This window comes from Niveispirillum sp. GW835-FHT14G11, from assembly GCF_058793615.1.
In genome coordinates this window covers 153309-177861 of sequence record NZ_JBXAFZ010000004.1, presented here as the reverse complement: position 1 = coordinate 177861, position 24553 = coordinate 153309, and the positions used below count along the sequence as shown (strand labels likewise).

General features: G+C 64.4%; 27 protein-coding genes and 2 tRNA genes. 19 read left to right on the top strand and 10 right to left on the bottom strand.

From position 1 onward, the window contains the following. Nucleotides 1-47 precede the first annotated feature (47 nt). The 9 genes from AC1Q7F_RS09400 (at nucleotide 48) to AC1Q7F_RS09360 (ending at nucleotide 9509) form a co-directional block, all read left to right on the top strand. Nucleotides 48-1052 (top strand): lytic murein transglycosylase, encoded by a 1005-nt coding sequence (locus AC1Q7F_RS09400; protein ID WP_492506044.1) that lies wholly within the window; start codon nucleotides 48-50, stop codon nucleotides 1050-1052. A 66-nt stretch (nucleotides 1053-1118) separates the two neighbouring features. Further along, nucleotides 1119-2123, top strand: coding sequence for a septal ring lytic transglycosylase RlpA family protein (locus AC1Q7F_RS09395; protein WP_492506042.1), 1005 nt, complete (start codon nucleotides 1119-1121; stop codon nucleotides 2121-2123). Between the two features lie 161 nt (nucleotides 2124-2284). Beyond that, nucleotides 2285-3484 (top strand): D-alanyl-D-alanine carboxypeptidase family protein, encoded by a 1200-nt coding sequence (locus tag AC1Q7F_RS09390; protein WP_492506040.1) that lies wholly within the window; start codon nucleotides 2285-2287, stop codon nucleotides 3482-3484. An 8-nt stretch (nucleotides 3485-3492) separates the two neighbouring features. Next, complete coding sequence (gene tmk / locus AC1Q7F_RS09385; protein WP_492506038.1) at nucleotides 3493-4128, top strand: dTMP kinase; 636 nt, start codon at nucleotides 3493-3495, stop codon at nucleotides 4126-4128. Continuing rightward, the gene (locus tag AC1Q7F_RS09380) at nucleotides 4125-5252 is read left to right on the top strand and encodes a DNA polymerase III subunit delta' (RefSeq protein ID WP_492506036.1); all 1128 of its coding nucleotides are present in this window, start codon (nucleotides 4125-4127) and stop codon (nucleotides 5250-5252) included. The genes tmk and AC1Q7F_RS09380 overlap by 4 nt, the downstream gene beginning before the upstream one ends. Before the next feature lie 35 nt (nucleotides 5253-5287). Continuing rightward, nucleotides 5288-6835 (top strand): methionine--tRNA ligase, encoded by a 1548-nt coding sequence (metG, locus tag AC1Q7F_RS09375; RefSeq protein WP_492506034.1) that lies wholly within the window; start codon nucleotides 5288-5290, stop codon nucleotides 6833-6835. Further along, entirely contained in the window at nucleotides 6835-7629 is a 795-nt protein-coding gene (locus AC1Q7F_RS09370) for a TatD family hydrolase (RefSeq protein ID WP_492506032.1), read from the top strand. The genes metG and AC1Q7F_RS09370 overlap by 1 nt, the downstream gene beginning before the upstream one ends. Nucleotides 7630-7634: 5 nt before the next feature. After that, nucleotides 7635-8429, top strand: coding sequence for an MBL fold metallo-hydrolase (locus tag AC1Q7F_RS09365; protein WP_492506030.1), 795 nt, complete (start codon nucleotides 7635-7637; stop codon nucleotides 8427-8429). A 39-nt stretch (nucleotides 8430-8468) separates the two neighbouring features. After that, complete coding sequence (locus AC1Q7F_RS09360; protein ID WP_492506028.1) at nucleotides 8469-9509, top strand: oxidoreductase; 1041 nt, start codon at nucleotides 8469-8471, stop codon at nucleotides 9507-9509. 124 nt (nucleotides 9510-9633) lie between these two features. Here AC1Q7F_RS09360 and AC1Q7F_RS09355 read toward each other — a convergent pair whose 3' ends face one another. Further along, nucleotides 9634-10434 carry a substrate-binding periplasmic protein gene (locus tag AC1Q7F_RS09355; protein WP_492506026.1) on the bottom strand — a complete coding sequence of 267 codons (801 nt, stop codon included), beginning with the start codon at nucleotides 10432-10434 and terminating at the stop codon, nucleotides 9634-9636. 314 nt (nucleotides 10435-10748) lie between these two features. Next, nucleotides 10749-10988, bottom strand: coding sequence for a hypothetical protein (locus tag AC1Q7F_RS09350; RefSeq protein WP_492506024.1), 240 nt, complete (start codon nucleotides 10986-10988; stop codon nucleotides 10749-10751). Nucleotides 10989-11096: 108 nt separating this feature from the next. Here AC1Q7F_RS09350 and AC1Q7F_RS09345 point away from each other — a divergent pair, with 108 nt between their 5' ends. Continuing rightward, nucleotides 11097-11552 (top strand): DUF1801 domain-containing protein, encoded by a 456-nt coding sequence (locus tag AC1Q7F_RS09345; protein ID WP_492506022.1) that lies wholly within the window; start codon nucleotides 11097-11099, stop codon nucleotides 11550-11552. 15 nt (nucleotides 11553-11567) lie between these two features. On the opposite strand, the gene AC1Q7F_RS09340 is transcribed toward AC1Q7F_RS09345, so the two are convergent. Then, nucleotides 11568-11837, bottom strand: a complete 270-nt coding sequence (locus AC1Q7F_RS09340; protein WP_492506020.1) for a hypothetical protein — start codon at nucleotides 11835-11837, stop codon at nucleotides 11568-11570. A 62-nt stretch (nucleotides 11838-11899) separates the two neighbouring features. Next, on the bottom strand, nucleotides 11900-13129 hold the full coding sequence (locus tag AC1Q7F_RS09335; RefSeq protein WP_492506018.1) for a bifunctional alpha/beta hydrolase/OsmC family protein: 1230 nt from the start codon (nucleotides 13127-13129) through the stop codon (nucleotides 11900-11902). A 92-nt stretch (nucleotides 13130-13221) separates the two neighbouring features. Here AC1Q7F_RS09335 and AC1Q7F_RS09330 point away from each other — a divergent pair, with 92 nt between their 5' ends. The 9 genes from AC1Q7F_RS09330 (at nucleotide 13222) to AC1Q7F_RS09290 (ending at nucleotide 19886) form a co-directional block, all read left to right on the top strand. Continuing rightward, nucleotides 13222-13869, top strand: a complete 648-nt coding sequence (locus tag AC1Q7F_RS09330; RefSeq protein ID WP_492506016.1) for an NUDIX domain-containing protein — start codon at nucleotides 13222-13224, stop codon at nucleotides 13867-13869. Nucleotides 13870-13993: 124 nt separating this feature from the next. Next, complete coding sequence (locus AC1Q7F_RS09325; protein WP_492506014.1) at nucleotides 13994-14995, top strand: cysteine synthase A; 1002 nt, start codon at nucleotides 13994-13996, stop codon at nucleotides 14993-14995. 25 nt (nucleotides 14996-15020) lie between these two features. Beyond that, nucleotides 15021-15749: an alanyl-tRNA editing protein gene (locus AC1Q7F_RS09320; RefSeq protein WP_492506012.1), complete on the top strand. Its 729-nt coding sequence runs from the start codon at nucleotides 15021-15023 to the stop codon at nucleotides 15747-15749. 18 nt (nucleotides 15750-15767) lie between these two features. Beyond that, complete coding sequence (locus AC1Q7F_RS09315) at nucleotides 15768-16163, top strand: DUF1801 domain-containing protein (protein ID WP_492506010.1); 396 nt, start codon at nucleotides 15768-15770, stop codon at nucleotides 16161-16163. Between the two features lie 14 nt (nucleotides 16164-16177). Beyond that, on the top strand, nucleotides 16178-17032 hold the full coding sequence (gene sseA, locus AC1Q7F_RS09310) for a 3-mercaptopyruvate sulfurtransferase (RefSeq protein ID WP_492506009.1): 855 nt from the start codon (nucleotides 16178-16180) through the stop codon (nucleotides 17030-17032). A 128-nt stretch (nucleotides 17033-17160) separates the two neighbouring features. Continuing rightward, entirely contained in the window at nucleotides 17161-17775 is a 615-nt protein-coding gene (locus AC1Q7F_RS09305; RefSeq protein ID WP_492506007.1) for a GNAT family N-acetyltransferase, read from the top strand. Further along, nucleotides 17772-18977 carry a cystathionine beta-lyase gene (gene metC / locus AC1Q7F_RS09300; RefSeq protein ID WP_492506005.1) on the top strand — a complete coding sequence of 402 codons (1206 nt, stop codon included), beginning with the start codon at nucleotides 17772-17774 and terminating at the stop codon, nucleotides 18975-18977. Before AC1Q7F_RS09305 ends, metC begins: the two co-directional genes overlap by 4 nt. Further along, nucleotides 18974-19408 carry a phosphoribosyl-AMP cyclohydrolase gene (gene hisI / locus AC1Q7F_RS09295; RefSeq protein ID WP_492506003.1) on the top strand — a complete coding sequence of 145 codons (435 nt, stop codon included), beginning with the start codon at nucleotides 18974-18976 and terminating at the stop codon, nucleotides 19406-19408. The genes metC and hisI overlap by 4 nt, the downstream gene beginning before the upstream one ends. A gap of 106 nt (nucleotides 19409-19514) precedes the next feature. After that, complete coding sequence (locus tag AC1Q7F_RS09290) at nucleotides 19515-19886, top strand: hypothetical protein (protein WP_492506001.1); 372 nt, start codon at nucleotides 19515-19517, stop codon at nucleotides 19884-19886. An 88-nt stretch (nucleotides 19887-19974) separates the two neighbouring features. On the opposite strand, the gene AC1Q7F_RS09285 is transcribed toward AC1Q7F_RS09290, so the two are convergent. The 6 genes from AC1Q7F_RS09285 to AC1Q7F_RS09260 form a co-directional block, all read right to left on the bottom strand. Beyond that, a complete protein-coding gene (locus tag AC1Q7F_RS09285; protein WP_492505999.1) occupies nucleotides 19975-20229 on the bottom strand; it encodes a hypothetical protein in 255 nt (84 codons plus the stop codon). 168 nt (nucleotides 20230-20397) lie between these two features. Further along, nucleotides 20398-22296 (bottom strand): flagellin N-terminal helical domain-containing protein, encoded by a 1899-nt coding sequence (locus AC1Q7F_RS09280; protein WP_492505997.1) that lies wholly within the window; start codon nucleotides 22294-22296, stop codon nucleotides 20398-20400. Between the two features lie 569 nt (nucleotides 22297-22865). Beyond that, nucleotides 22866-22942: transfer RNA gene (locus AC1Q7F_RS09275), tRNA-Arg, on the bottom strand. 130 nt (nucleotides 22943-23072) lie between these two features. Then, the gene (locus AC1Q7F_RS09270; RefSeq protein WP_492505995.1) at nucleotides 23073-23378 is read right to left on the bottom strand and encodes an ETC complex I subunit; all 306 of its coding nucleotides are present in this window, start codon (nucleotides 23376-23378) and stop codon (nucleotides 23073-23075) included. A 40-nt stretch (nucleotides 23379-23418) separates the two neighbouring features. Further along, nucleotides 23419-23495: transfer RNA gene (locus AC1Q7F_RS09265), tRNA-Pro, on the bottom strand. A gap of 98 nt (nucleotides 23496-23593) precedes the next feature. Then, nucleotides 23594-24499 (bottom strand): DMT family transporter, encoded by a 906-nt coding sequence (locus AC1Q7F_RS09260; RefSeq protein ID WP_492505993.1) that lies wholly within the window; start codon nucleotides 24497-24499, stop codon nucleotides 23594-23596. Nucleotides 24500-24553 lie beyond the last annotated feature (54 nt).

Sequence of the window (24553 nt, the reverse complement as noted above, 5' to 3'; positions counted from 1 at the left end):
CGCCCGTGCCACAACCCATGGGGACAGCCATGGCGGGAGGCCCCAAGATGATGATCAAAGCGATGCGGACCCGCCGCCTTCGCCACCTGTTGCCGGCGGCCACCCTGCTGGCGGCCCTGTTGGTGCCCACCGCCCATGCCGCGCCGGATTTCCAGCAATGGTTGACCGACCTGCGGCTGGAGGCCCTGCGCGAAGGCATCCGGCCCAGTACTGCCGATGCGGCCCTGACCGGCATCACCCCTATCCAGCGCATCCTGGACCTGGATGGCAAGCAGCCGGAACGCACCATCAGTTTCGACACCTATCTGGCACGCAGCGTCACCAAGCTGCGCATCAAGAAGGGGCGCGAACGGATGGTGACGCATAAGGCGTTGCTGCAAAATGTCTCGAAGAAATATGGCGTGCCCGCCCGCTTCATCGTGGCGCTCTGGGGTATGGAGACGGATTTCGGCGGCAATATGGGCGGGTTCAAGGTGGTCGATGCGCTCGCCACCCTGGCCTATGACGGCCGCCGCAGTGCCTTTTTCCGGGGTGAGCTGCTGAAGGCGCTGCGCATCCTGGATGAAGGCCATGTGGCCCCCGACCGCATGCTGGGCTCCTGGGCCGGTGCCATGGGCCAGTGCCAGTTCATGCCGTCCAGCTTTTTCAAGTTCGCCCAGGACGGGGACGGGGACGGCAAGCGCGACATCTGGACCACCCATGCCGATGTCTTCGCGTCCGCCGCCAATTACCTGTCCACCGTCGGCTGGAAGACCGACCAGACCTGGGGCCGGGCCGTGCGGCTGCCCAAGGGGGCTGATTCGACCGCCTGGGCCGGTCTGGACAAGCCGGGGCAGCCCCTGTCGGTGTGGGCGAAGCGCGGCCTGCGCAACGCCGATGGCAAGGCCCTGCCCAAGGCCGCCATCGATGCCTGGCTGGTGCAGCCGGACGGCCCCAAGGGCAAGGCGTTCCTGGTCTATGGCAACTATCGCACGATCATGGACTGGAACCGGTCAACCTATTTCGCAACCGCGGTCGGAATCCTTGCCGACCATATTGGCGCGGGCAAATGAGTTGATGTAGGCTGCGGCCACAATCGGTTGGGGTGGATAAGTATGGCGCGGGCAAATCTTGTAAGAATGGCGGTCCTGGGCATCTCCCTCGCGGGGCTGGCCGGTTGTTCCTCGCCCCCGCCGCCCAAGCCTCCCGCTGCTGCACCCGCACCGGTGGAACCCAAGCCCACGCCGGGCGGCAGCTACAAGGTCGGCACCCCCTATCAGATCGACGGCGTCTGGTATTATCCGCGCGTCGATTACGGCTATAACGAAACCGGTATCGCCAGCTGGTACGGGCCGGGATTCCATGCCAAGGTCACCGCCAATGGCGAAGATTATAACGAGATGGAGCTGACGGCGGCGCACCAGACGCTGCCCATGCCCAGCCTGGTCCGCGTCACCAACCTGGAAAACGGCAAGTCCATCGTGGTCCGCATCAATGATCGCGGCCCCTTCGTGTCGGGCCGCATCATCGACATGTCGCGCAAGGGCGCACAACTGCTGGGTTTTGACCAGAAGGGCACGGCCAAGGTGCGTGTCGAGGTGCTGGCAGAGGAAAGCCGGGCCATCGCCGCCGCCGCCATGAATGCCGGCATGCAGGTGTCCGGCCTGTCGCCCGATGGCGGGCCGCTACCCCAGGCCGCGCCGCGGCCCAGCGTAACAGTGGAATCCACGCCGCTGGCTCCGCCCGCCGGCACCAAGGCCGCCCCCGGCAGCACGCTGCCGCCCAAGGTGGCCCAGGCAGCACCCACCGGGCCGCGCACCATCGCCGCCCCCACCAATCTGGCCGGCACCACGACGGCGGATGGCCGTTTCATGCCGGCACCGGTGGTGGAACAGCAGGCGCTGCCCGCAAAGGCCGGCAAGATCTATATCCAGGCCGGCGCCTTCGCCAATTACGACAATGCCAACCGTCTGCGGGCCAAGTTGAACTCCATCGCGCCGACCAACCTGTCGAACGCCATGGTCAATGGCCAGCAATATTTCCGCGTCCGCGTCGGCCCGTTCGATCAGGTCGAGCGCGCGGATCAGGTGCTGGCTCAGGTGCTTCAGGCCGGCACGGCGGAGGCGCGCATCATCGTCGATTGATGAGGCTGACCCTGTGCGACAGGGGCGGTTTCATGTTTCACGATGTTGCACAATGTCGGGGTGGCGTGCGGGGCTGGACATGTCCGCTCCGCCCGTTCCACCGTCGCCGGGGGCGTGCTCCCCCGTCTGTTCCTTAGGGTCACGTGAAGGATTTGAGAGAGATGGATAGTCGGATCGCACATCGGATGAAGGGTGCCGCCCGCAAATTTGCGACGGCCCTGCTGTTCACCGTGGCGGTGCTGCCGGCAGCGGCGGCCGATCTGGAGACCATTGCCACCCAGGCGATCCTGGTCGATGCCGAAACCAACACCGTCCTGTTCGAAAAGGACGCCGATCAGCGCATGCCCACCTCCTCCATGTCGAAGGTGGCGACGGCCTATATGCTGTTCGAGCGGATCAAGGAAGGCCGCATCTCGCTGGACGATACGCTGCCCGTGTCGGAGCGCGCCTGGAAGGTCCAGGGTTCCAAAATGTTCGTGGAACTGGGCAACAACATCAAGGTCGAGGATCTGATCCGCGGCGTCATCATCCAGTCGGGCAATGATGCCTGCGTCGTCCTGGCCGAAGGGATGGCGGGCACGGAGCCGGCCTTTGCCGCCGCCATGACCAAGCGGCTGAAGGAAATGGGCCTGTCCAACACCAACCTGATGAACGCATCTGGCTGGCCCGACCCGGACCATTATTCCACGGCACGCGACCTGTCGCTGCTGGCCCGCCACCTGATCCGGGATTTCCCGGAGTATTATCATTATTATTCGGAACTGGAATTCACCTATCACGGCATCAAGCAGGGCAACCGCAACCCGCTGCTTTATCGCAACATGGGCGTGGACGGTATCAAGACCGGCCATACCGAGGCCGCCGGCTATGGCCTGATCGCATCGGGTGAGCGTGACGGGCGCCGACTGGTGCTGGTGGTCAACGGCCTGCCCAGCATGCAGGCCCGCGCCGATGAGAGTGCCCGCATCCTGGAATGGGGCTGGCGCGAGTTCGACAATTTCACCCTGTTCAAGGCGGGGGAGACGGTGGACAATCTGCCGGTCTGGCTGGGCGTGGCACCGACAGTGCCGGCCGTGGTCCAGGACCAGGTGAAGATCACCATGACCCATGACCAGAAGCAGAAGATGAAGGTCAGCTTCAAGGCCAATGCCCCGGTCGCCGCCCCGGTGGCCAAGGGCACGGTGCTGGGCACCCTGACCATCACCGCGCCGGGCCTGGACACGGTGGAACTGCCGCTGCTGGCCGGTGCGGCCGTGGAACAGTTGGGCCTGTTCGGCCGCATGGGTGCCGCCCTGTCGCACTTCTTCGGTGGCGGTTCGTCGGAGCCCGCGGCGGCCCCAGCCGCCCCGCCGGCACCGTGACGGCCAGCATGGCACGCGGGCGCTTCATTACGTTGGAGGGCGGCGAGGGGGCGGGAAAATCCACCCAGATCCGCCTGCTGGCCGAAGCGTTGCGCACTGTCGGTATCGAGGTGGTGACGACGCGCGAGCCCGGCGGATCACCGGGGGCGGAGGCCGTGCGCGACCTGCTGGTCAATGGCGACCCCGGCCGCTGGCTGCCGGTCAGCGAGGCCATGCTGCTGTCCGCCGCCCGGCACGACCATGTCATGCGCACCATCCGCCCGGCCCTGGATGCCGGGCAATGGGTGCTGTGCGACCGGTTCGCCGACAGCACCATGGCCTATCAGGGTTTCGGTCACGGCCTGGACCACGGCGTTCTAACCACGCTGCGCGACATCGCCGTGGGCGATACCCGACCCGACCTGACCCTGATCCTGGATATCGACCCGGCCCAGGGCCTGGCCCGCGCCGCCGCACGGCGGGGCGGCGAAGACCGCTATGAACGGATGCAGGTCGCGTTCCATGAGCGGTTGAGGAAAGGATACCAAGCCATTGCAAAGGCTGAGTCTTTCCGCTGCGCCTTGATCGACGCCTCAGCCGGCATCGATGCCATCCAGACCGCTATCCGCGCCGCCGTCACTGACCGGCTGGGGGTGGCGCTGTGAGCGGGCAGCCGCCCGATCCGGCCGACGCGTTCAACCCGCGTCGCAACACCCATCTGGAAGGCCATGTCACCGCACAGAAATTGCTGCTGGACAGCTGGAATTCCGGGCGCATGCACCATGCCTGGCTGATCGGCGGGCCGCCCGGCATCGGCAAGGCCACCCTGGCCTTCCGCATGGCGCGCTTCGTGCTGACCAAGGGACTGCCGGGGGAGCGGGAGATAGGCCTGTTCGGCCCGCCGCCGGATCCGACCAGCCTGGTGGTCGATCCCGACAGCGCCGTCAGCCACCGTATCGCATCGGGCGGCCATGCCGACCTGCTGACCATCCAGCGCACCTGGGACGAGAAGCGCAAGCGGTTCAAGCGCGACCTGCCGGTGGAGGAGATCCGCAAGATCGCCCCCTTTCTGCGCCTGACCTCGGCGGAAGGCGGCTGGCGCGTGGTGATCGTCGATGGTGCCGACCAGCTGAACACCAGCGGCCAGAACGCCATTCTGAAAATCCTTGAAGAACCCCCCTCCAAGGCCTTGATATTGCTGGTCGCCGACAATGTCGGCGCCATGCTGCCCACCATCCGCTCACGCACCCGCAAACTGGCGCTGGAACCGTTGAGCGAGGCGCAGGTCAAGGCGCTGCTGTTCCGCTATCTGCCCGACCTGGAGGATGCGGAGCGCACCGCACTCGCCAGACTGTCGGAGGGCAGCATCGGCCGGGCCATGGAATTGCATACGGCCGGCGGCCTGACCCTCTATAAGGCCATGCTGGGCGTGTTCGAGACCTTGCCGCGTCTGGACGTGGTGGAAGCCTATGCCTTCATCGACGCCGTCCTGCGGGGCGGCGGCAATGAGGAGGCGAGCTGGGTGGCGGTGACCGAACTGATGGGCTGGTGGCTGGGCCGCCTGGCCCGTGCCGGGGCCCGTGGCACCATCCCGGCGGAGGTGGTGCCCGGCGAGGCCGCCCTTGTCCATCGCCTGATGCAGGGGAGCCACCGGGTGGGCGGCCTTGATCGGTGGGTGGACGTGTGGGAGAACACCAACCATATGTTCGCCAAGGCGGAATCCGCCAATCTCGACCGGCGCCAGACGTTGATGTCGGTGCTGTCGCGGATTGAGGCCGCCGTCGGCTGAACCATCCTGTCCTTCGAGTTGCGGAGAAGACCCCCATGTCCGGGCGCGTGCCTTATTACATCACCACGCCGATCTATTACGTGAACGATGCGCCGCATGTCGGCCACGCCTACACGACGATCGCGTGCGACGTGATGGCCCGTTTCAAGCGGCTGGACGGTTTCGACGTCAAGTTCCTGACCGGCACCGACGAACATGGCCAGAAGGTCCAGAAATCGGCGGAGGCGTTCGGCACCACCCCGCAGGAGCTGGCGGACAAGAACTCCCAAAATTTCAGGGAGTTGGCGGCATTGCTGAATGTCAGCAACGATGATTTCATCCGCACCACCGAGCCGCGCCACATCACGGCCGTGCAGGCCTTGTGGCACCGGCTGGTCGATAGCGGCGATGTCTACCTGGGCAGCTATAGCGGCTGGTACTCCGTCCGTGACGAGGCCTATTACAACGAGGATGAGCTGACGGTGCGCGAGGACAAGCGCTTCGCCCCCACCGGCGCGCCCGTCGAATGGGTCGAAGAACCCAGCTATTTCTTCCGCTTGTCGGCCTATGCTGACCGTCTGCTGCAGCTCTATGAGGACCAGCCGCAATTCATCATGCCGTCGGGCAAGCGGTCGGAGGTGATCAGCTTCGTGAAAGGCAGCCTTCGCGACCTGTCGATCAGCCGCACCACCTTCGACTGGGGCATCAAGGTGCCGGGCGATGAGAAGCATGTGATGTATGTCTGGCTGGACGCGCTGGCCAACTACATCACCGCCGTCGGCTATCCCGATGAAAGTGCTGATTTTTCTAAGTTCTGGCCGGCCGACCTGCATATGGTGGGCAAGGACATCCTGCGCTTCCACACCGTCTATTGGCCAGCCTTCCTGATGGCCGCCAAGCTGCCACTCCCCAAGCGCGTGTTCGCCCATGGCTGGTGGACGGTGGAGGGCGAGAAAATGTCCAAATCGCTGGGCAATGTCGTGAAGCCCGCCGACCTGATCGATACCTACGGCCTGGACCAGACCCGCTATTTCCTGATGCGGGAAATCCCGTTCGGCAATGATGGCGACTTTTCCAAGCGCGCCATGGCGCAGCGGATCAATGTCGATTTGGCCAATGGTTACGGCAACTTGTGCCAACGCGTTTTCTCAATGATTCAGAAGTATCACGACGGCCAGTTGCCGGCACCGGACACGCTGAGCGATGATGACCAGGCCCTTCTGAATGCCGCCAAGGGTATGCTGGATGCCGTGCGGGCCGAACTGGACCTTCAGGCCTTCAACAGGGCGCTGGATGCGATTTGGCACGTCGTGGACGAGGCCAACCGCTATGTCCAGGAAATGGCCCCATGGACCCTGTCAAAGACCGACAAGGTGCGGCTGGGTACGGTCCTCTATACCCTGGCAGATGTCATTCGCCAGTTGGCGATCATGACCCAACCCTTCATGCCTGATACCAGCAACCGTATCCTGGATATGCTGGTGGTCCCGACTGACCAGCGTGGCTTTGCCAATCTGGCGGCCAATCCGCTGACACCCGGCACGCTGCTGCCGCCCCCGGCCCCGGCCTTCCCGCGCTATGTCGAGCCGGAGGAGGCGAAGTGATGCTGGTCGACAGCCATTGCCATCTGGATTTCCCCGACTTCGCGCCCGAACGCGACGCCGTGGTGCAGCGGGCCCGCGATGCCGGCGTGGGCCTGATGCTGACCATCTGCACCCATATCAGCCGGTTCGCCCAGGTCCATGACGTGGCCATGGCCTATGACGACGTCTATTGCACCCTGGGCGTCCATCCGCATCAGGCGGCCGAGGAATTCCCGCTCTGTGACGAAGCCACGCTGCTGCGCCTGGCGCGGGAGCCAAAGGTGGTGGGCATCGGTGAGACGGGCCTGGATTATTTCTACGACAAGTCGCCGCGCGACGTGCAGCAGGAAAGCTTCCGCCGCCATATCCGCGTCTGTCTGGAAACCGACCTGCCGATCATCGTCCATACCCGTGACGCGGACGACGACACGATCCGCATCCTGAAGGAGGAAGGGCAGGGCCGGTTGCGCGGGCTGCTGCATTGTTTCAGCAGCAGCCGGCAACTGGCTGAACAGGCTTTGGAAATCGGCTTCCATATCTCGCTGTCGGGCATCCTGACCTTCAAGAAGTCGGACGATCTGCGCGACACCGCCGCCATCGTGCCCATGGACCGGCTGCTGGTGGAAACCGACGCGCCCTATCTGGCGCCGGTACCCATGCGCGGCAAGCGCAACGAGCCGGCCTTCGTCGCCCATACCGCCCGCCATCTGGCCGAGGTGAAGGGCGTGGATGCAGGCGAGATGGCACGGGTCTCCACCGCCAATTTCCTGCGCCTTTTCAACAAGGTGCCGGCATCGGCCGTGAAGGTGGTTTAAAGCAAGTGGATGATCTGCGCATCACCATCCTGGGCTGCGGCGGGTCCAGTGGCGTGCCACTGATCGGCAATGATTGGGGGGCGGCCGATCCGGCCAATCCCCGCAACCGCCGCCGCCGGCCGTCCATCCTGGTCCAGAGCCGGGACACGACCATCCTGGTCGATACCGGCCCGGATGTGCGCGAACAGCTGCTGGATGCCGATATCAGGCGGCTGGACGCGGTGCTGTACACCCATGCCCATGCCGACCATGCCCATGGCATAGATGAATTGCGGGCCGTGAACTGGCAGCAGCATACGCCGGTCAATATCCATGCCGACCGGGCGACGCTGGAGATCCTGACCCGGCGGTTCGACTATTGCTTCGAGCCGCCGCCGGCGCGGCCGCCCTTCTTTCCACGCCCCGTGCTGATACCGCACCTGCTGACCGGGCCGTTGCGCATTGGTTCCATTGACATAATCCCGTTCGAGCAGGATCACGGTTATTCCAGGTCCGTCGGCTTCCGCTTCGGTCCCATCGCCTATTCCACCGATGTGGTGGCGCTGGACGATCATGCGTTCGACATTCTGCTGGGGGTGGATACCTGGATCGTGGATTGCGTGCGGGTGGCCCCGCCGCACCCGGTGCATGCCCATTGGGAGATCACCAGGGGCTGGATCGAGCGGTTGCGGCCGCGCCGCGCCATCCTGACCCATATGAACCAGTCCATGGATTATGACACGCTGCGCAGCATGCTGCCGCCCGGCGTGGAGCCGGCCCATGACGGGATGGTGGTGGTGCCGGGCGGGCAGGGGGACTGAGACTCTCCATATAAGAGATTGTTTTTAAAGGATAAGATCATGAGCGTGATCCGCACGGCCCTGATCGGCTTCGGCTATGCCGGCCAGACCTTCCACGCGCCGCTGATCGCCGCCACGCCGGGGCTGGAACTGGCCGCCATCGTCTCGGGCAACCCGGACAAGGTGCGGACGACCTGGACGTCAGTGCCGGTGGTGGCCGATATGGCCACGGTCCTGGCCGATCCCGTGATCGATCTGCTGGTCATCGCCACACCCAACGACACCCATGCCGATCTGGCTCGCCGAGCGCTGGCGGCCGGCAAGCATGTGGTGGTGGACAAACCTTTCACTGTGAACCTGAAGGATGCAAACGAACTGGCCGCGTTGGGGCGGCACTCGGGCCGGGTACTGTCGGTTTTCCATAATCGGCGTTGGGATGCGGATTTCCTGACCCTCTCGGGCTTGATCAAGCGGGGCGAGCTTGGCCGGGTCACCCAGTTCGAAAGCCATTTCGACCGGTTCCGCCCCGTGCCCCGTGACCGCTGGCGCGAGCGGGCTGGCGTGCCCGGCGCCGGCCTCTGGCACGATCTGGGCCCGCATATCATTGACCAGACCCTGTGCCTGTTCGGGCGACCGGCCAGCATCGTCGCCGATATCGGTACGCAGCGGTCGGGTGGCGGTGCACCAGACTATTTTCACGCGCTGCTGTCCTATGCCGATGGCTTGCGCGTGATCCTGCACGGGTCGATGCTGACACAGGACAGCGGTCTGCGCTTCGCCGTGCATGGTGATCGCGGCAGTTTCATCAAGCGTGGACTGGACAGCCAGGAAGACATGTTGAAGGCTGGCCACCATCCGGGCTGCGACGGCTGGGGGGCCGACCCGTCACCAGGCGTATTAACACGGATCATCGATGGGGCACCGCGGGTGGAGACGGTCCAAGGACTGGCCGGTGACTACCGGCACTATTACGCCGCCGTTCAGGCGGCCATCGCCGGTACGGGCGATAATCCTGTCACCGCCGATGAAGCCGTCGCCGTAATGGAACTGATCGAGGCCGGGCATGAGAGCGCCATGGAAGGTCGCGTCATAAGGTTTTGATATTTATCAGACTCATAAAGAAATCCATTAAAGTGTATTTTCCATAATTTAAATTATCACGCAAATGTCTGTAGGCGCATTTCTGTAGACTGGGTAGATTCTATTTCGAGGTGCGACTTTCCAATCAAGGCCGCCGGTCGAGCCCCCAACCGCCCCAACTGCCCGGGGTGCTATAGCGGCGTTCGACCGAGGCGGCGCGGCCGTCGGCAATAATGGCCTGCAGGGCCTTCTGCAATCGGGTCACCGTGGCGGCCGGAACATTCCTGTTGCAGGCCAGGGCGCCGGTGGACCGGGTCAGGCGCATGACCATGCGCACCGGCATGTCCACCTGCCGCGCCTGATAAGGTGCCGCCCAGGCACCGCCGGCATAAAGATCGGCCTTGCCATTGAAGATATTCCCGATCTCCGCAGCCCCTTCCGCCGTCACAAGGGTGACATTCGCCACGTCGCGGGTGATGTCTCGCAGATGCGTTTCCAGGGCACCGCCGGCCTGCACGGCGATCCGCAGCCCCGACAGGTCCGCCGGAGACGTGATCTTGCGCTGAAAGCCCAGCGGCGCGAACAACGCCCAACCGCCCTCCATCAACGGCGAGACCCATTGGTAATGCGGGCGCCGCTCCTCCGTCAGGTTCATCAGGAAGATGCAGGCATTGGGCTGGCTGTCAACGGTGGCAACCGCCTCCGGCCATGGCAGAATACGGAATTCATGGGAAATGCCCGTATCCTGCATGATCAGACGCACCTTGTCGGTGGCCAGACCGATCAATTGTCCCGTCAGCGGGTCCAGGAAATTGACGGGCGGGTTGGGTTCTGTAACCAGCAGCAGGGGCCCTTCCCCCTTGGGTGCCTGGGTGGCAAGGGTGCTGAAGCCGATCGACAAAAGGCCCGCCAACGCCACCAGGCCCACGCCCAGCCGCCCCGGCATCCCGCTGCGATCACAACACCCCCGAGCCAAATCCATCATCTCCTGCACACCAATTCGGCTGGGCATCGCCGCAATCGCCTGGAAAGTAGTACGCATCAAGTCCAACGCTTACGCAACGGCGAATTCGTAAAGAACACCAAGGCCCCAGGCCTTCGCGGACAGCAGATAATTGTATTTCAGCACCCAAGCATCCGCTTGGAGAATGGCAATGGGCATCATCCCCCCAATGCGGAGTGCCAACAACACGATTGTATGATACCAAATGTGAACAATCGGTAAAGCCATTCGCCAAATGGTTTACCCGGACGGATTATTTACATATCGTCATACAGGGTTGATGTGCCGGGCATATCCGGCTCCGGCGCCTCGCGCACGCCGACATGGCGCTGCCATTCCCCGCACCAGTCAGTGAAATTGGTGATGGGCATAGCGCCCGATGGGAAGCGATCGGTGACCATGGGCGGGAAGCGGCGGCAATTGCCCTTCGGGCCCCGCTCACGCACGCCATGGCCGAGCCAGAAACGGCAGCTGTAGCAACTATCACCACGACGCAAGACCGCTTCTCCCTACACTGTCAGGCCCTTCATCCTAGTTCCTGTTTGCCAGGTTGCATAGCATGGGTAACCATGACACGACGTCAAAGGCAGGGAGCCGTGCATAGGATGACCGACATTAAACCGAAGGTCGTTGGAAAAAAGCCTGCGAAGGCAACGGAGGGAACCGTCCTGCTATCCGGCGGCAATCCGCAGATCGCCAAAGGCGATGGCGACGCCCCGGTCCAGGCCTATATCGCCGCCATGCCCGGCTGGAAAAGCGATCTGGGCCGCCGGCTGGACGCGTTGGTGGTGGAGCATGTGCCGGGGGTGCAGAAGGCCGTGCGCTGGAACTCGCCTTTCTATGGGGTAACGGGCCAGGGCTGGTTCCTGTCGTTCCATGTCTTCACCCACTATGTGAAGGTGACATTCTTTCAGGGAATGTCGCTGGAACCCATCCCGCCCGGTGGAACGGAACGCAGCAAGGAAGTGCGCTGGATCGACATCCGCGAGGGTGTGTTCGATGAAGTGCAGATGGCGGCCTGGATCAGGCAGGCAGCATCCCTGCCCGGCTGGGTCCCATAAGCCTCCCCACAAGCCTCAGTGCGGCTTGCCCACCTTTGGCCGCCGACCGGACCCCGTCGGGTCGGCCGGCGTATAGGGGGGATCCGGTACGCACCCCTCATTGGGCAAGGGTTGCTCGCAGGGCTTGGCGGGGCTCAGATCCTGGTGGTTCTGATGGTAATAGGTCTGGATGTCGGCGTTCAGATTGTCCCGCCGCGCCGCGCTGTCCGATCCCTCGGGCGCGTTGCGCAGCTTCTGATATTCATGAACCGCGGCTTCCAGTTCCTGGTCGTTGCGGATGGCCATGATCGGTTGCTTCCCTTCGTTTCCGTCTCAGGGAAAACGCGAAGGAACGGTGTTGGTTCCCGTCAGGCCAGATGGCTGTCGATGCTGGCCCGGCTGCGCAGGGTGCGGTGGACGGGGCAATTGCCCGCGATCTCCAGCAGCCTTTGCCGCTGTGCGGCGTCAAGATCGCCCTCCAGCGTGATGGCGCGGGTGAAATGATCCACCTTGCCACCGGCATTTTCCGTCACCTCTCCCTCCAACGGGTCCCGCTTCTCATGCGTGACGACGACGCTGACCCGGGCCAGGGGCAGGTTCTTGCGGTTGGCGTACATGCGGATGGTCATGGAGGTGCAGGCGCCCAGCGCCGCCTGCAGCAGCTCATAGGGATTGGGCCCCTGCCCCGTGCCGCCCACATCCGTGGGCTCGTCCGCCGTGAAGCGGATACCGGCGGCGGTGACGACATTGTGAAACGGGCCCTCCCCCGTCTCCGCCACGCTGACCGGACCCTCATGCGCGGCACCGGCCGGCTTTGGCGCGTTGGCGGCGTCCAGGCGCAGGGCGCGCCGGGCCCAGCCATCGACCAGCCCCGCCACGAATCCGGTATTGCGCTGGTCGGCCACCAGATGTCCGGCTCCGTCCAGGGCCACGAAGCTCTTGGGATGTTTGGCCAGCGACAGGATGCGATCGGCCTCCGCCACGGGCACGACACCGTCTTTCGGGTCATGCAGCACCAGCAGCGGCCGCCCCAGATTGCCGATCACCGACGCCATGTCGTGCAGCGCCACGTCGGCGGCGAAATCGGCGGTGATGGGCATCTCGCGGTCGCCGACATTCAACGCCACGCGGCCATCGCGCTGCATCTCCGCCTCCCGCCCAGCGATCTTGCCCAGGATGGTATGCGGGCCGGAGGGGGAGTTGATGGTGGCGACGGCCCCGACGCCGGGCAAATCCTGGGCGGCGCGCATCACCGCCGTCCCACCCAGACTGTGCCCGACCAGCAGGCGCGGTGCCGCGATCTCCTGCGTCAGGGCGGCGGCGGCCGACAGCAGATCGGCGACATTGGTGGAGAAATTCGTCTCGTCGAACTGCCCGCCGCTACCGCCCAGCCCGGTGAAATCGAAGCGCAGCACGGCCCAGCCGCGCTCCGCCAATCCCCGGCTGATTCGGGCCGAGGCATGGTAATCCTTGGAGCAGGTGAAGCAGTGGGCGAAGATCGCCGTGGCCACGGGCCGCCCATCCGGCAGGTCGATGCGGCCGGCCAGCATGGCCCCCGTCGATCCGGCGAAGTTGAAATCCTGCGTCACGCGCGCCATCGTGGCCCCCAGTCTGCCCCTGCAACCGTTCCCTAAGCTGGACCGGTGCCGGGTGCGGACGCAAGCCCTTTGCCAACGACCCCGGATGCACCATGCCCAGCCCGCTGAATGATGCCCATATCCTGCCCGAACTGGAGAGCCCCAGCGTAGTGGAGGTTCTGGACGAGCAGTTCAAGCACAGGGGCTTCATGGATTTCTCCGTCATGCGCCTGCGCCATGAACGGTTCGCGGGCGGCATGACGCCGGAGATCGAGCGCGATATCTGCCATCGCGGCCGGGCCGTCACCATCGTGCTGTATGATCCGGATGCCGATGTCCTGGTGATGATCGAACAGTTCCGCATCGGGGCCTTCGCTGCCGGGACCAATCCCTGGATGCTGGAATTCGTGGCCGGCATGGTGAAGCCGGGCGAGAACCCGGTGGAGGTCGCGGTGCGCGAGGCGATGGAGGAAGCCGGATGCACCCCGCGCGATGTACGCCTGGTCTGGTCGATGATGCCCAGCCCCGGTGGATCGACCGAACTTCTGGATGTCTGCGCCGGTCTGGTGGACAGCACAGGCCTTGGCGGCATCCACGGTGTGACGGAGGAGGTGGAGGATATCCGCGTCCATCTGGTCCCTGCCGACACCGCCATCGCCCTGATGGACAGCAACCGGGTGGCCAGTGGCCTGACCCTGCTGGGCCTGTCCTGGTTCGCGCGCCATCGTGAGGGGCTGCGGCGCGGAACGGGTGTGGTTTAAGGAATTGTACATCCCGCATTGCATCACGCGATAACCTGCGGTGCGGAAGCAAGCCCTGGTAATTACACATTGCCGCATTCATATTTGGCACCACAGTTTCACACATCAACCAAGGGCAATTACCGTGGAAGTACGCAACGGTTTCCTGGACAGCATCGGCCGCACCCCCCTGATCCGCCTGAAGGGCCCGTCGGAACTGACCGGTTGCGACATCTATGGCAAGGCGGAATTCCTGAACCCCGGCGGGTCGGTCAAGGACCGCGCCGCCCTGGCCATCGTCCAGGACGCCATCGCGCGCGGACAGCTGCGTCCCGGCGGCACCATTGTCGAAGGCACGGCCGGCAATACCGGCATCGGCCTGGCCCTGGTGGGCAATGCTCTGGGTTTCCGCACCGTCATCGTGATGCCGGAGACGCAGAGCCAGGAAAAGAAGGACATGCTGCGCCTGTGCGGGGCGGATTTGCGGCTGGTGCCGGCCGTGCCCTTCAAGGATCCCGGCAATTATGTCCATGTCTCCCGCCGCATCGCCGAGGAACTGGCCAAGACGGAGCCGAACGGTGCCATCTGGGCCAACCAGTTCGACAATCTGGCCAACCGCGAGGGCCATCGCCACACCACGGGCCCGGAGATTTTCGACCAGTTGGACGGAAAGATTGATGCCTTCACCTGCGCCACCGGCACCGGCGGCACGCTGGCCGGCATCGCGCTCGCCCTGAAGGAACGTAAGCCCGATGTCAGGATCGTGCTGGCCGATCCGCTGGGCTCCGCCCTTTACAGCTGGAAGAAGACCGGCGAACTGAAGGCCGAGGGCACGTCCATCACCGAAGGCATTGGCCAGGGCCGGGTCACCGCCAACCTGATCGACGCGCCCATCGATGACGCCGTGCAGGTGTCGGACGAGGAGGCGCTGCCCATCGTCTTCGATCTGCTGAAGAACGAGGGGCTGGTGCTGGGCGGGTCATCGGGCATCAATGTCGGCGCCGCCATCAGGGTCGCCCGCGACCTGGGGCCGGGCCACACTGTGGTGACCATTCTCTGTGACGGCGGCTCGCGCTATCAATCGAAGCTGTTCAATCCCGACTTCCTGCGCGAAAAAGGTCTGCCGGTGCCCAGCTGGCTGGAATAAGTCTTCAGCGACAAGAAGGTGAGCGATGACCCTGCTGTTTCGTGACGATCCGTACATGGTGGAAGCCGAAGCGGTGGTGCTGGCGTCAGGGCCGGAGGGCATATTGCTGGACCGTACCCTGTTCTATCCCAATGGCGGCGGACAGCCGGGCGATAGCGGCCTGCTCTATTGGCCGGGCGGCAGCGTGGAGATCATCGACGCCCGCAAGGCGGCGCCCCTGGTCGAAAAGGGTGAAGATGTCGTTCTGGTGCCCAAGCCCGACATGCTTCTGCCCAAGGTCGGCAGTACAGTGACCCAGCGCATCGACTGGAACCGCCGCCACCGCCACATGCGCATGCATACGACCCTGCATCTGCTCTGCGCCGTGGTGCCGGGGGCGGTGACGGGCGGACAGGTCGGGGCCGACCGTTCGCGCCTGGATTTCGACGTGCCCTCGGCCAGCCTGGACAAGGACCAGATCGAGGCGGCGGTCAATGAACTGATCGCGGCCGACCATCCGGTACGCGAACGCACCATCACCGATGCGGAGCTGGAGGCAACGCCTGATCTGGTCCGCACCATGTCGGTGAAGCCGCCCACGGGGTCGGGCAGCGTGCGCCTGCTCCAGATCGGCACCGATGACGCCATCATCGACCTGCAGCCCTGCGGCGGCACGCACGTGGCCCGCACCGGGGAAATCGGTGGCATCACCATCGTGAAGATCGAGAACAAGGGCAAGCAGAACCGGCGCGTGCAGCTGGCGCTGCGCGACTGACCGGGACGGCAGGAAGCCATGAGCGATGAGAAATCCCCCTCCCAGCTGATCGACGGGCGCATCGCCGAACTGGGTGATTGGCGCGGCGCCATGCTGGCCCGGCTGCGCGCCCTGATCCATGAGGTCCTGCCGGATGTCGAGGAGACCTGGAAATGGCGGGGCGTGCCGGTGTGGGAAAAGCATGGCATCCTGTGTACCGGCGAGACCTATAAGGACAAGGTCAAGTTGACATTCGCCAAGGGCGCGTCGCTGGAAGACCCGGCGGGCCTGTTCAATGCCAGCCTGGACGGCAATGCCAGGCGCGCCATCGACCTTTTCGAGAAACAGATGGTGGATGAAGGCGCGTTCAAGGCCCTGATCCTGGCCGCCGCCGCCTTGAACCAACCCAAGCCGCGCGCCCGCAAGGGCGGATGATCGGAGAGCATGTGATGTCGGACCCGTTGGTTTCCCCGCTGTGGCTGGAAACGGAACTGCACAATCCCCGCCTGCGCATTCTGGACGCCTCCTGGCACATGCCCGCGGCCCAGCGCGACCCCAGGGCGGAGTTCGTGTCCAAACGCATTCCCGGCGCGCAGTTTTTCGACATTGATGGGATTTCCGATCCCGCCAGCCTCCTGCCCCATATGCTGCCCACCGCCGCTTCCTTCGCGGCATCAGTCTCGGCGCTGGGCGTCGGGTCGGACGATATCATCGTGGTCTATGATGTGACGGGCCTGTCCAGTGCCGCGCGGGCCTGGTGGATGTTCCGTGTGTTCGGGCACGATCATGTCTTCGTGCTGGATGGCGGCCTGCCTGGCTGGCAGCGCATCGGCGGGCCCGTGGAAGAAGGGCCGGTTAAGGCGCCGCCGGCCGGCAGCTTCACGCCGCAGTACCGCCCGCATCTGGTGCGGTCGGTGGAAGAAATGCGGGCCAACCTGGAAAGCGGGGCCGAACAGGTGCTGGATGCTCGCGCCGCCGGCCGGTTCGAGGGCACCATACCGGAACCGCGCACCGGCCTGCGCGGCGGTCACATCCCCGGCGCCCGCAACCTGCCCTTCGGCGACATCCTGGACCCGGAAACCAAGCTGATGCTGACCGGCGATGCGCTGGGCGAGCGATATCTCCAGGCCGGGATCGACCTTGCCCGACCCATCACCACCTCCTGCGGCAGCGGCGTCACGGCTGCGGTGCTGACCCTGGGCCTAGCACGGCTGGGTGTGGAGAATGTGGCGCTTTATGACGGGTCCTGGACCGAATGGGGGGGACGCGACGACCTGCCGGTCGCGACGGGGGCGGCCGGCTGATCGCCTGTCAACCCCTTGAACCGTATGGGTGGGTTTGAACGACGCAGGCTCGATCCGTCCGCCATAGGCGCTATGCTGGGGTGAATGAGAGACGGCGGGGCGACGGTCCCACCGCAGGAGAGACGGCCATGACCGATACCAGCGCGCTTCCCCCGCCCGGCCACAACAAGGTTACCGTCACCTATCTGGAGATGGTATCCAAGCCCCCGCGCCGGCAGCGGCCGCATCCGCCGGGCCTGTCGCTGCTGCGGGCGGAGAATTGCACCTGGTCCTTCTACCGCTATCTCTATGACACGATCGGGGAGGAATGGCTGTGGTGGTTTCGCCGTGCCATGCCGGCGGACGAACTGCGCGCCATCCTGGCGGATGAGAAGGTGGAGATCTATATCGCCCATGTCACGGGCGTCCCGGCCGGCTATGTCGAGCTGGACCGGCGCACACCGGGCAAGTGCGAGATCCAGTATCTGGGCCTGATCCCGGAATATATCGGCCGGCGCATCGGTCCCTGGCTGCTGGACTGGGCCATCGAGGCGGCCTGGAACGGCGCCGGGGTGGAGAAGGTCACCGTCAATACCTGCGACCATGACCATCCCCGCGCCCTGATGACCTATCAGAAAGCCGGATTCCAGCCCGTGCGCCAGTCGGTGCGGTTTGATCCCGATCCGCGTCTGGCCGGCCTGATCCCGCTTACCGCCGGGTCGCATATCCCCCTGCCGTCCGCCGCCGGAATCGATCAGACATGAATAAGCCCGAGCACGACAAGCCCTTTGCCGAGAATACGCGCCTGATCCATGCGGGCCGCGCACCGGAAAAATTCGGCGGGGCCGTGAATATCCCCCCCTTCCGCGCCTCCACCGTGCTGTTCCCAACCTTGGCGGAACTGGATGCCCATGATCCGGCCTTGCGTACGGTGCGCTACGGCCGCACGGGCAACCCGTCCAGCCATGCATTCGAAGCGGCGATGACCGAGTTGGAGGAAGGGCACGACGCCGTTTCCTACGCATCCGGCCTGCAGGCCATCACCAGTTCGCTGCTGGCCTTCACCCGCCAGGGCGACCATGCGCTGGTCGCCGACACCGCCTATGCCCCCACCCGCAACTTCGCCAATGGCATTCTGAGCCGGGCCGGCGTGACGGTGGAATATTTCGATCCCGGCATCGGTGCCGGCATCACCGCCTTGCTGCGCCCTGCGACGCGGGTGGTGTTCCTGGAATCGCCGGGGTCGCTGACCTTCGAAGTGCAGGACGTGCCGGCGATCACCGCCGCGGTGGCATCGGCAAACCCCGACATCGTGGTGATGATGGACAATACCTGGGCCGCCGGCCTGTTGTTCAAGCCGCTGCAACACGGGGCGCATATCTCCATCCAGTCGGCCACCAAATATGTCGGCGGCCATTCCGATGCCAGCCTGGGCATCGCCGTCTGTGCCCGGCAGGATCATTGGCTGCGCCTGAAGAAGGCGTCGATCGAGCTGGGCGCCTGCGCGTCCGCCGACGAATTGTTCCTGGGCCTGCGCGGGTTGCGCACCCTGCCCGTGCGCATGCGCCGCCACCATGAATCGGGCCTGCGCATCGCCCATTGGCTGGCCGCGCGGCCGGAGGTAAGGCGGGTGCGCCACCCCGCCCTGCCCTCCTGCCCCGGCCATGACGTGTGGAAGCGTGATTTCACGGGTGCCTGCGGCCTGTTCGCGTTCGAGATGGCGCCCACGCCACGCAGGGCCATGGCCGCCATGGTGGATGGCATGTCGCATTTCGGCATGGGGTACAGCTGGGGCGGGTTCGAAAGCCTGATCCTGCCCTCCAACCCCGCCTCCATCCGCACGGCCACCGCCTGGACGGGGGGCGAACTGGTGCGCCTGCATATCGGGCTGGAGGATGTTGAGGATCTGATCGCCGACCTGGAGGCCGGATTCGCCCGGCTGCAGGCGGCCCTGGAGCTGCCATGACCACCTATCCCCTGCCCGACGCCGCCATCGACGCCGCCTTGGCCGCCGTGAAGTACGATGCCGACGGCCTGATCCCCGCCATCGCCCAGCAGCATGACAGCGGCGAGGTGCTGATGATGGCCTGGATGAACCGGGACAGCATCGCCGAAACCCTGCGCACCGGCCGCGTCTGCTACTGGTCCCGCTCCCGCCAGGCCTTCTGGCGCAAGGGGGAGAGTTCGGGCCAGGTGCAGGGCCTAGTCGAATGGCGGCTTGATTGCGATGGCGATACGATCCTGTTGCGCGTGGACCAGCAGGGTCCCGCCTGCCATACCGGCCGCCGCTCCTGCTTCTATCGCCGGGCCGATGCGGATGGACTGACGGTCACCGATCCGGTGCTGCTGTCGCCCGACGCGCTTTATGGCAGCAAGGGCCAGTCATCCGGTTTTTGAATGGCGTAGACGGGTAATCCATCCGTAAGGACATAGTTTCGATCCTGGGCCATACGATGGGATGCGTGTAAAGTGACCCAATGAAGCTGCCACCGGACGTTGTCAAATGAAGGAACTGCGCTGCATTCTGTTCAAGGACCGCGAGGTGCTGTCCGCCGTGCTGGACCGCAAGCGCCGCCTCAAGGAGGAACTGCCATCCGGGCAGATCACCGGTCTGCGTCTGGACAGCGCCGAAGACAGCGTCACCTGCACCATCATCTATGATGGTGGGCAGCAGACGCTGTCCGTGTCGGAGACGGACCTGCAGGCGGCCTTGCTGGCCCATTGCATGGCCAAGAAGGTGCCGCTTCCCGTGGATGCGGAGAAGAATATCCATCTGATCCGTGGCCGCGCCACCCTGATCATCACGATGAATTTCAACAAGGCCGCCCGTCTGGTGCATGTCGCTGCCGCCGAGAAGCGCGCGCTGCCAAACTGATACCGACGGTCGAAATGTTTGACCATCGGTAGGGCGGCGACTTATTGGCATCAATGATTGATGCCGACGGTATAAAACACGCCTGTTTTCAGCGCCCCTGCCCGTCCCCGCGCCGGCGTCGTATCGCTGCCATCAGCAGCACGATCACGGCCACGGGCACGACGATGACCGCACCCTCGCGCATATAGGGCCAGGCCCAACCGAAAATCCCCGCAAACCATTCGGGCAGCCGGGCCAGAAGGGCCAGCACACGGCCCAGAAGGTCACCCGGCGTCCAGCCCAGCCAGGCCAGCACCAGTCCGACAATCAAAGACCAGAACAGGATGCGGATCACGAAGCGCATGTGACCGGCTCTACCCCATTGCACGCCGCAACGCAATGGCATCCACCGGGTGACCATATAGGTAAAATTTACCTATAATCCGTTTGTGTATTGCATATTGAAATGCAATTCATAAAGAAAGGGCGGCGACCTTTCGATCGCCGCCCTTCATGGCCTCGCCGTCGCCTCTTAGAAGAGACGCAGGATCGCCTGCTGGGCCTGGTTGGCCAGGGAGAGGGAGATGGTGCCCAGCTGCTGGCGGGTCTGCAACAGCAGCAGGTTCGCACCTTCCTCGTTCTGGTCGGCCTGGACCAGCTTGTTGGAACCCTCGGTCAGCACGTTCGAGAACTCGTTCGTGAAGCTTTCGCGGGTCTGGATGATGTTCAGGTTGGTCGACAGCGTCTGGGAGGTGGAGCGCAGCTTGGAGGTGGAGAAATCCAGGCTGGCCACCGCCTTGTCGATGTCGGCGCGGTCCAGGAAGTCGTTCTGGGCATAGTCCAGGCGCAGGCCTTGACCGTCGGTCTGGATGTTCTGCGAGGAGACCGAGATGGTGGAGGTGTTGGCCTCGTTGAACTGCACCGTCAGGTCGTTCTCGGTGTTGGCATCCGTACGCTGCACCGTGATCAGGTTGCTGGACAGGTTGGCCGAGGCCGCCTGCTTCAACACCGCGCTGTCCACCTCGAAGCGGACGGTACCGCTGTCGAAGGCCAGCGAGTTCTCGCCGTCGGCCAGCTTGCCGGCGCCGCGGGCATTGTTGCCCGACCGCTCGATGGTCACGCCGTTCAGGTTGGTCGCAGAGACCGTCAGATCGACATTCTTCTCGATGGTGGAAGTGCCGTTGGCGGCCGTGCCCAGGTTCTCCAGCGCCGTGCGGTCAACCGTGAAGCTCACGGTGGTGCCCGACGAGAAGCTGATGGAAACCGCCTTTTCCAACGTGTTGGTGGAGGTCGCACCGATCGAGAAGCTGGTACCCGTACCGGTCGTCTCGTTCGACGTGATGGTGAAGCCATCCGTGAACGCATCGGTGCTGTCGCTGTCATTGGCGGCAATGGTGAAGCGGTTGCTGCCGGTGACACCGACACCCGCCTCGACCTCGGCCATCAGGCCGTTGGCGATGGCCTGGCGGCGTTCCGACGGATCGGCGCTGGACACATCATCGGCCGACGCCTTGTAGGTGAAGGACTGGCCGTTCACCGTGGCGGTGAAGATGTCGCCTTCCTCGATGGCACCGCTGATGGTGACCTGGGAGACCTGCGCCACCCCGGAGATACCGGCGGAACCGGGCTTGCCGGCGGTCAGGTTGCTGGCGGTCGCACTCTGAGTGTTGTCGAAGAACTTCACCGTGCGGCTTTCGCCGTTCTCCGTCACCACCAGGGTACGCTCGCGGCCGGCATTGCCGCGCATTTCGATCTTGATGTCGGAGAAGTTGCCGGCGGTGGCCGAGATGGAACCCGACACCTTCAGCGAGGCCAGACCGCGGCTGTCCTCGGCCTTGGCGATGTCTTCCAGGTCGGCGCTGATGGCGCCGGTGCCGCTGACCTTGATCGAGTAGGTATCGGGGCTGACCACGTTGGTCACGCGGCTGTTGGACAGGCCGCTGATGGAGTTGACGTCGGCGCGACTGTCGGCCGTGCTGTCCATCGTCAGACCGTTGCCGACCAGCAGGTTCTTGCCCTGATAGCCGCTGTCACGGGCGATCTTGTCGATCTGGTCCTTGATGCGGTTGAACTGTTCGGCCAACGACTTGCGGGTCGCCACCGACGCCGCGTCGGTGCCCAGGTTGCCATAGGCCGTGGTCGTCAGGCCCTTGGCCTGTTCGATCAAGTCCTCGATCGCGGTGATACCCTTGTCGCCAGCCTGGATCGTGCTGATCGACTGGCCCATGCTTTCCTTCAGCTTGGACAGGTCGTTGGCACGGACGCTGAGGCCCTTGGCCGCGAAGAAGTTGGTGGGGCCATCGAGCGCCGAGTTGATCTTGTTGCCCGTGGCCAAACGGTTCTGGATGCCTTCAACCTGCTTGTTGGTCTTCTGGAGCAGCAGCAGGTTGTTTCGCATTCCCGCGGTAAGCTGAACGTCACTGGTCGACATGGTAAATCTCCTTTTGAGCCGGGAAAGGGGCCGTTTCGGCCCAATCGATCTCGTGGACTGATCAGGAAGGACGTCGCCGTAACCCGTGGAAGACGCCGGGTGCGATGCATGACCGGCAGTTTCTTGTCGGATCGGGCAATCCGTTTTGCTGATCGCGGTATCAGTCTTGCTTGGCTGTCGCCTTTAAGGCCGATCTGCACCGCTCTTCGCGCAACGCCTTGTCCAGAGCTTCGGTCTCTTCCTCCTGAGGGTGAACACGGATGGGTTCGACAGGACATAAGCAGGAAGCGTGCCAAGTGCCAAAAACCGCCAAAACCTATACTAAAGAGGTAATTTTCGACGGGCCATTGCCTGGAGACCGGCCGCATTGGGCCGGTTGGGGCGGTGAGGATGTTGGGAAGGCGGCGTTTTTTGCCTAGCCCGGCATTTCCTGCCGGGCGGCGGAAATGACCGGCCAAACCCTTGATACGGCGGGTTTTGCCGTGTCGGGCCGGATGATGGAGTCCTGACCGGAAACGGCAAAAGGGCCGCCCGTCTTTCGACGGGCGGCCCTTGAAGGCCATCATGGATGGCGACCCCTGCTGGGCTCGAACCAGCGACCTGCCGCTTAGAAGGCGGCTGCTCTATCCAGCTGAGCTAAGGGGCCGGATAAAAATACCTGCGGTCAATGTATTTGAGCGTAGGTACGGCGGTGACTACCGCCGTGCGCCTCGTGGCGCAGAAGGCCGAGCCCACGGAGGTGGGCGCCCGGCGCCTGAGGAACATGAAAGCTCGGATCAGAACCGGCCGATGCGCGGCCGGTCGGTGCGGAAATTGTCCGCGTAATTCTTGGGGATCACCCGGCGCTCATGCCATTCGGCAATGTCGCAGTCCCAGCCCTTCTTGGCGGCGAAGGCCAGAGCGGCCTCCTTGGTCGGGAACTTCACACGCACCTGGTTCAGGGTATCACCGGAGCTGGTCCAGCCCATCATCGGTTCCGGCCGGCGCGGGGTGGCCAGTTCATATTCCAGAACCCAGTCACCGACCTTGCCGCGGCCGGACTGCATGGTGGTCTTCGACGGCTGGTAAATCCGGACCTTCATGGCAAACCCTGTGACGCAGATGGTTGAACCCGAAAAGAGATGGTCGGAGCGAGAGGATTCGAACCTCCGGCCTGCTGGACCCAAACCAGCCGCGCTACCAGGCTGCGCCACGCTCCGACACGTGAGGGCTGGGAATACACCACCAAAAGCGTGGGGGCAAGTACGCCAACACGTCTTCATGCCACCAGTCGACATTCTCGCCCACACCACGGGGTTCAGGCGGGCTGGCGCCGCAGCAGGCTGCCCAGCACCCCCGGCGCCATGACCAGCAGGTTGCCCAGCACGGCCAGCACCAGCCCCGCCACGCCGGCGGGCGTCCAGCGGTAATCCTCGAACAGGGTGGACACGACCAGAGCCACGACGGGCGTCATGATGGCCACATAGCCGGCCCGGCCCGGCCCGATGCGGCCCAGCAGGGTGAAATAGCACAGGAATGCCGCGATGGAGCCGAACAGGGCCAGATAGATCAGCGACAGGAAATAGGGGGCCGAGGGCACCACCTTGAAGCTGGCGCCCTGGAAAGCCGCCACGCCGACCATGGTCAGCGCGCCCACCAGCATGGCCCAGGCGGTAGTGGTGATCAGCGGCATTTCCGCCTTGCGGGTCGTCGACACGACCATGTTGCCCAGTGATGCGCTGTAGTTCGACACCATCATCAGGGCGAATCCGAGCATGGCCCCGCTGGTCAGCACACCGCCATCCAGTTCCGGCGTGAACAGCAGCAGCACGCCCACCACCCCCATCACCCCGCCGCCCAGGACGGCAGGCCGTATCGGCTGGCCCAGGAACAGGCGGGCATTGACGACATTCATCAAGGACAGCACCGACCCGGCCACGGCCACCAGTCCGGACGGCAGCAAGGCCGTGGCCTTATAGACCAGAAAATAATTGACGGAGAAGTTCAGCAGCCCCGCCGCCGCGATCAGCCACCAGCCCTCCCGCCGGGGCAGAATCGGCTGACGGCGAAGGGCCAGCCAGCCCAACAGCGCCAGGCCGGCCAGCAGGAAGCGATAGGCCACCGAGACGGCCGGATCCACGGCCCCCAGCTGGAACGTGATGGCGTACCAGGTGGAACCCCAGATCAGGACGGTACAGCAGAACAACGCGATATTGGCGGACATGGGGGCACCGGGGGCGGCTTCTAAGGATCAAGCCTATAGACCCGCCGGGCCGCC

Excerpts from the sequence above, each read along its gene's own strand:
- AC1Q7F_RS09400 (WP_492506044.1), top strand. The coding sequence starts at position 48 with ATGATGATCAAAGCGATGCGGACCCGCCGCCTTCGCCACCTGTTGCCG.
- AC1Q7F_RS09395 (WP_492506042.1), top strand. The coding sequence starts at position 1,119 with ATGGCGGTCCTGGGCATCTCCCTCGCGGGGCTGGCCGGTTGTTCCTCG.
- AC1Q7F_RS09390 (WP_492506040.1), top strand. The coding sequence starts at position 2,285 with ATGGATAGTCGGATCGCACATCGGATGAAGGGTGCCGCCCGCAAATTT.
- tmk (WP_492506038.1), top strand. The coding sequence starts at position 3,493 with ATGGCACGCGGGCGCTTCATTACGTTGGAGGGCGGCGAGGGGGCGGGA.
- metG (WP_492506034.1), top strand. The coding sequence starts at position 5,288 with ATGTCCGGGCGCGTGCCTTATTACATCACCACGCCGATCTATTACGTG.
- AC1Q7F_RS09370 (WP_492506032.1), top strand. The coding sequence starts at position 6,835 with ATGCTGGTCGACAGCCATTGCCATCTGGATTTCCCCGACTTCGCGCCC.
- AC1Q7F_RS09360 (WP_492506028.1), top strand. The coding sequence starts at position 8,469 with ATGAGCGTGATCCGCACGGCCCTGATCGGCTTCGGCTATGCCGGCCAG.
- AC1Q7F_RS09355 (WP_492506026.1), bottom strand. The coding sequence starts at position 10,434 with ATGCCGGGGCGGCTGGGCGTGGGCCTGGTGGCGTTGGCGGGCCTTTTG.
- AC1Q7F_RS09345 (WP_492506022.1), top strand. The coding sequence starts at position 11,097 with ATGACCGACATTAAACCGAAGGTCGTTGGAAAAAAGCCTGCGAAGGCA.
- AC1Q7F_RS09340 (WP_492506020.1), bottom strand. The coding sequence starts at position 11,837 with ATGGCCATCCGCAACGACCAGGAACTGGAAGCCGCGGTTCATGAATAT.
- AC1Q7F_RS09335 (WP_492506018.1), bottom strand. The coding sequence starts at position 13,129 with ATGGCGCGCGTGACGCAGGATTTCAACTTCGCCGGATCGACGGGGGCC.
- AC1Q7F_RS09330 (WP_492506016.1), top strand. The coding sequence starts at position 13,222 with ATGCCCAGCCCGCTGAATGATGCCCATATCCTGCCCGAACTGGAGAGC.
- AC1Q7F_RS09320 (WP_492506012.1), top strand. The coding sequence starts at position 15,021 with ATGACCCTGCTGTTTCGTGACGATCCGTACATGGTGGAAGCCGAAGCG.
- AC1Q7F_RS09315 (WP_492506010.1), top strand. The coding sequence starts at position 15,768 with ATGAGCGATGAGAAATCCCCCTCCCAGCTGATCGACGGGCGCATCGCC.
- sseA (WP_492506009.1), top strand. The coding sequence starts at position 16,178 with ATGTCGGACCCGTTGGTTTCCCCGCTGTGGCTGGAAACGGAACTGCAC.
- AC1Q7F_RS09305 (WP_492506007.1), top strand. The coding sequence starts at position 17,161 with ATGACCGATACCAGCGCGCTTCCCCCGCCCGGCCACAACAAGGTTACC.
- metC (WP_492506005.1), top strand. The coding sequence starts at position 17,772 with ATGAATAAGCCCGAGCACGACAAGCCCTTTGCCGAGAATACGCGCCTG.
- hisI (WP_492506003.1), top strand. The coding sequence starts at position 18,974 with ATGACCACCTATCCCCTGCCCGACGCCGCCATCGACGCCGCCTTGGCC.
- AC1Q7F_RS09290 (WP_492506001.1), top strand. The coding sequence starts at position 19,515 with ATGAAGGAACTGCGCTGCATTCTGTTCAAGGACCGCGAGGTGCTGTCC.
- AC1Q7F_RS09285 (WP_492505999.1), bottom strand. The coding sequence starts at position 20,229 with ATGCGCTTCGTGATCCGCATCCTGTTCTGGTCTTTGATTGTCGGACTG.
- AC1Q7F_RS09280 (WP_492505997.1), bottom strand. The coding sequence starts at position 22,296 with ATGTCGACCAGTGACGTTCAGCTTACCGCGGGAATGCGAAACAACCTG.
- AC1Q7F_RS09270 (WP_492505995.1), bottom strand. The coding sequence starts at position 23,378 with ATGAAGGTCCGGATTTACCAGCCGTCGAAGACCACCATGCAGTCCGGC.
- AC1Q7F_RS09260 (WP_492505993.1), bottom strand. The coding sequence starts at position 24,499 with ATGTCCGCCAATATCGCGTTGTTCTGCTGTACCGTCCTGATCTGGGGT.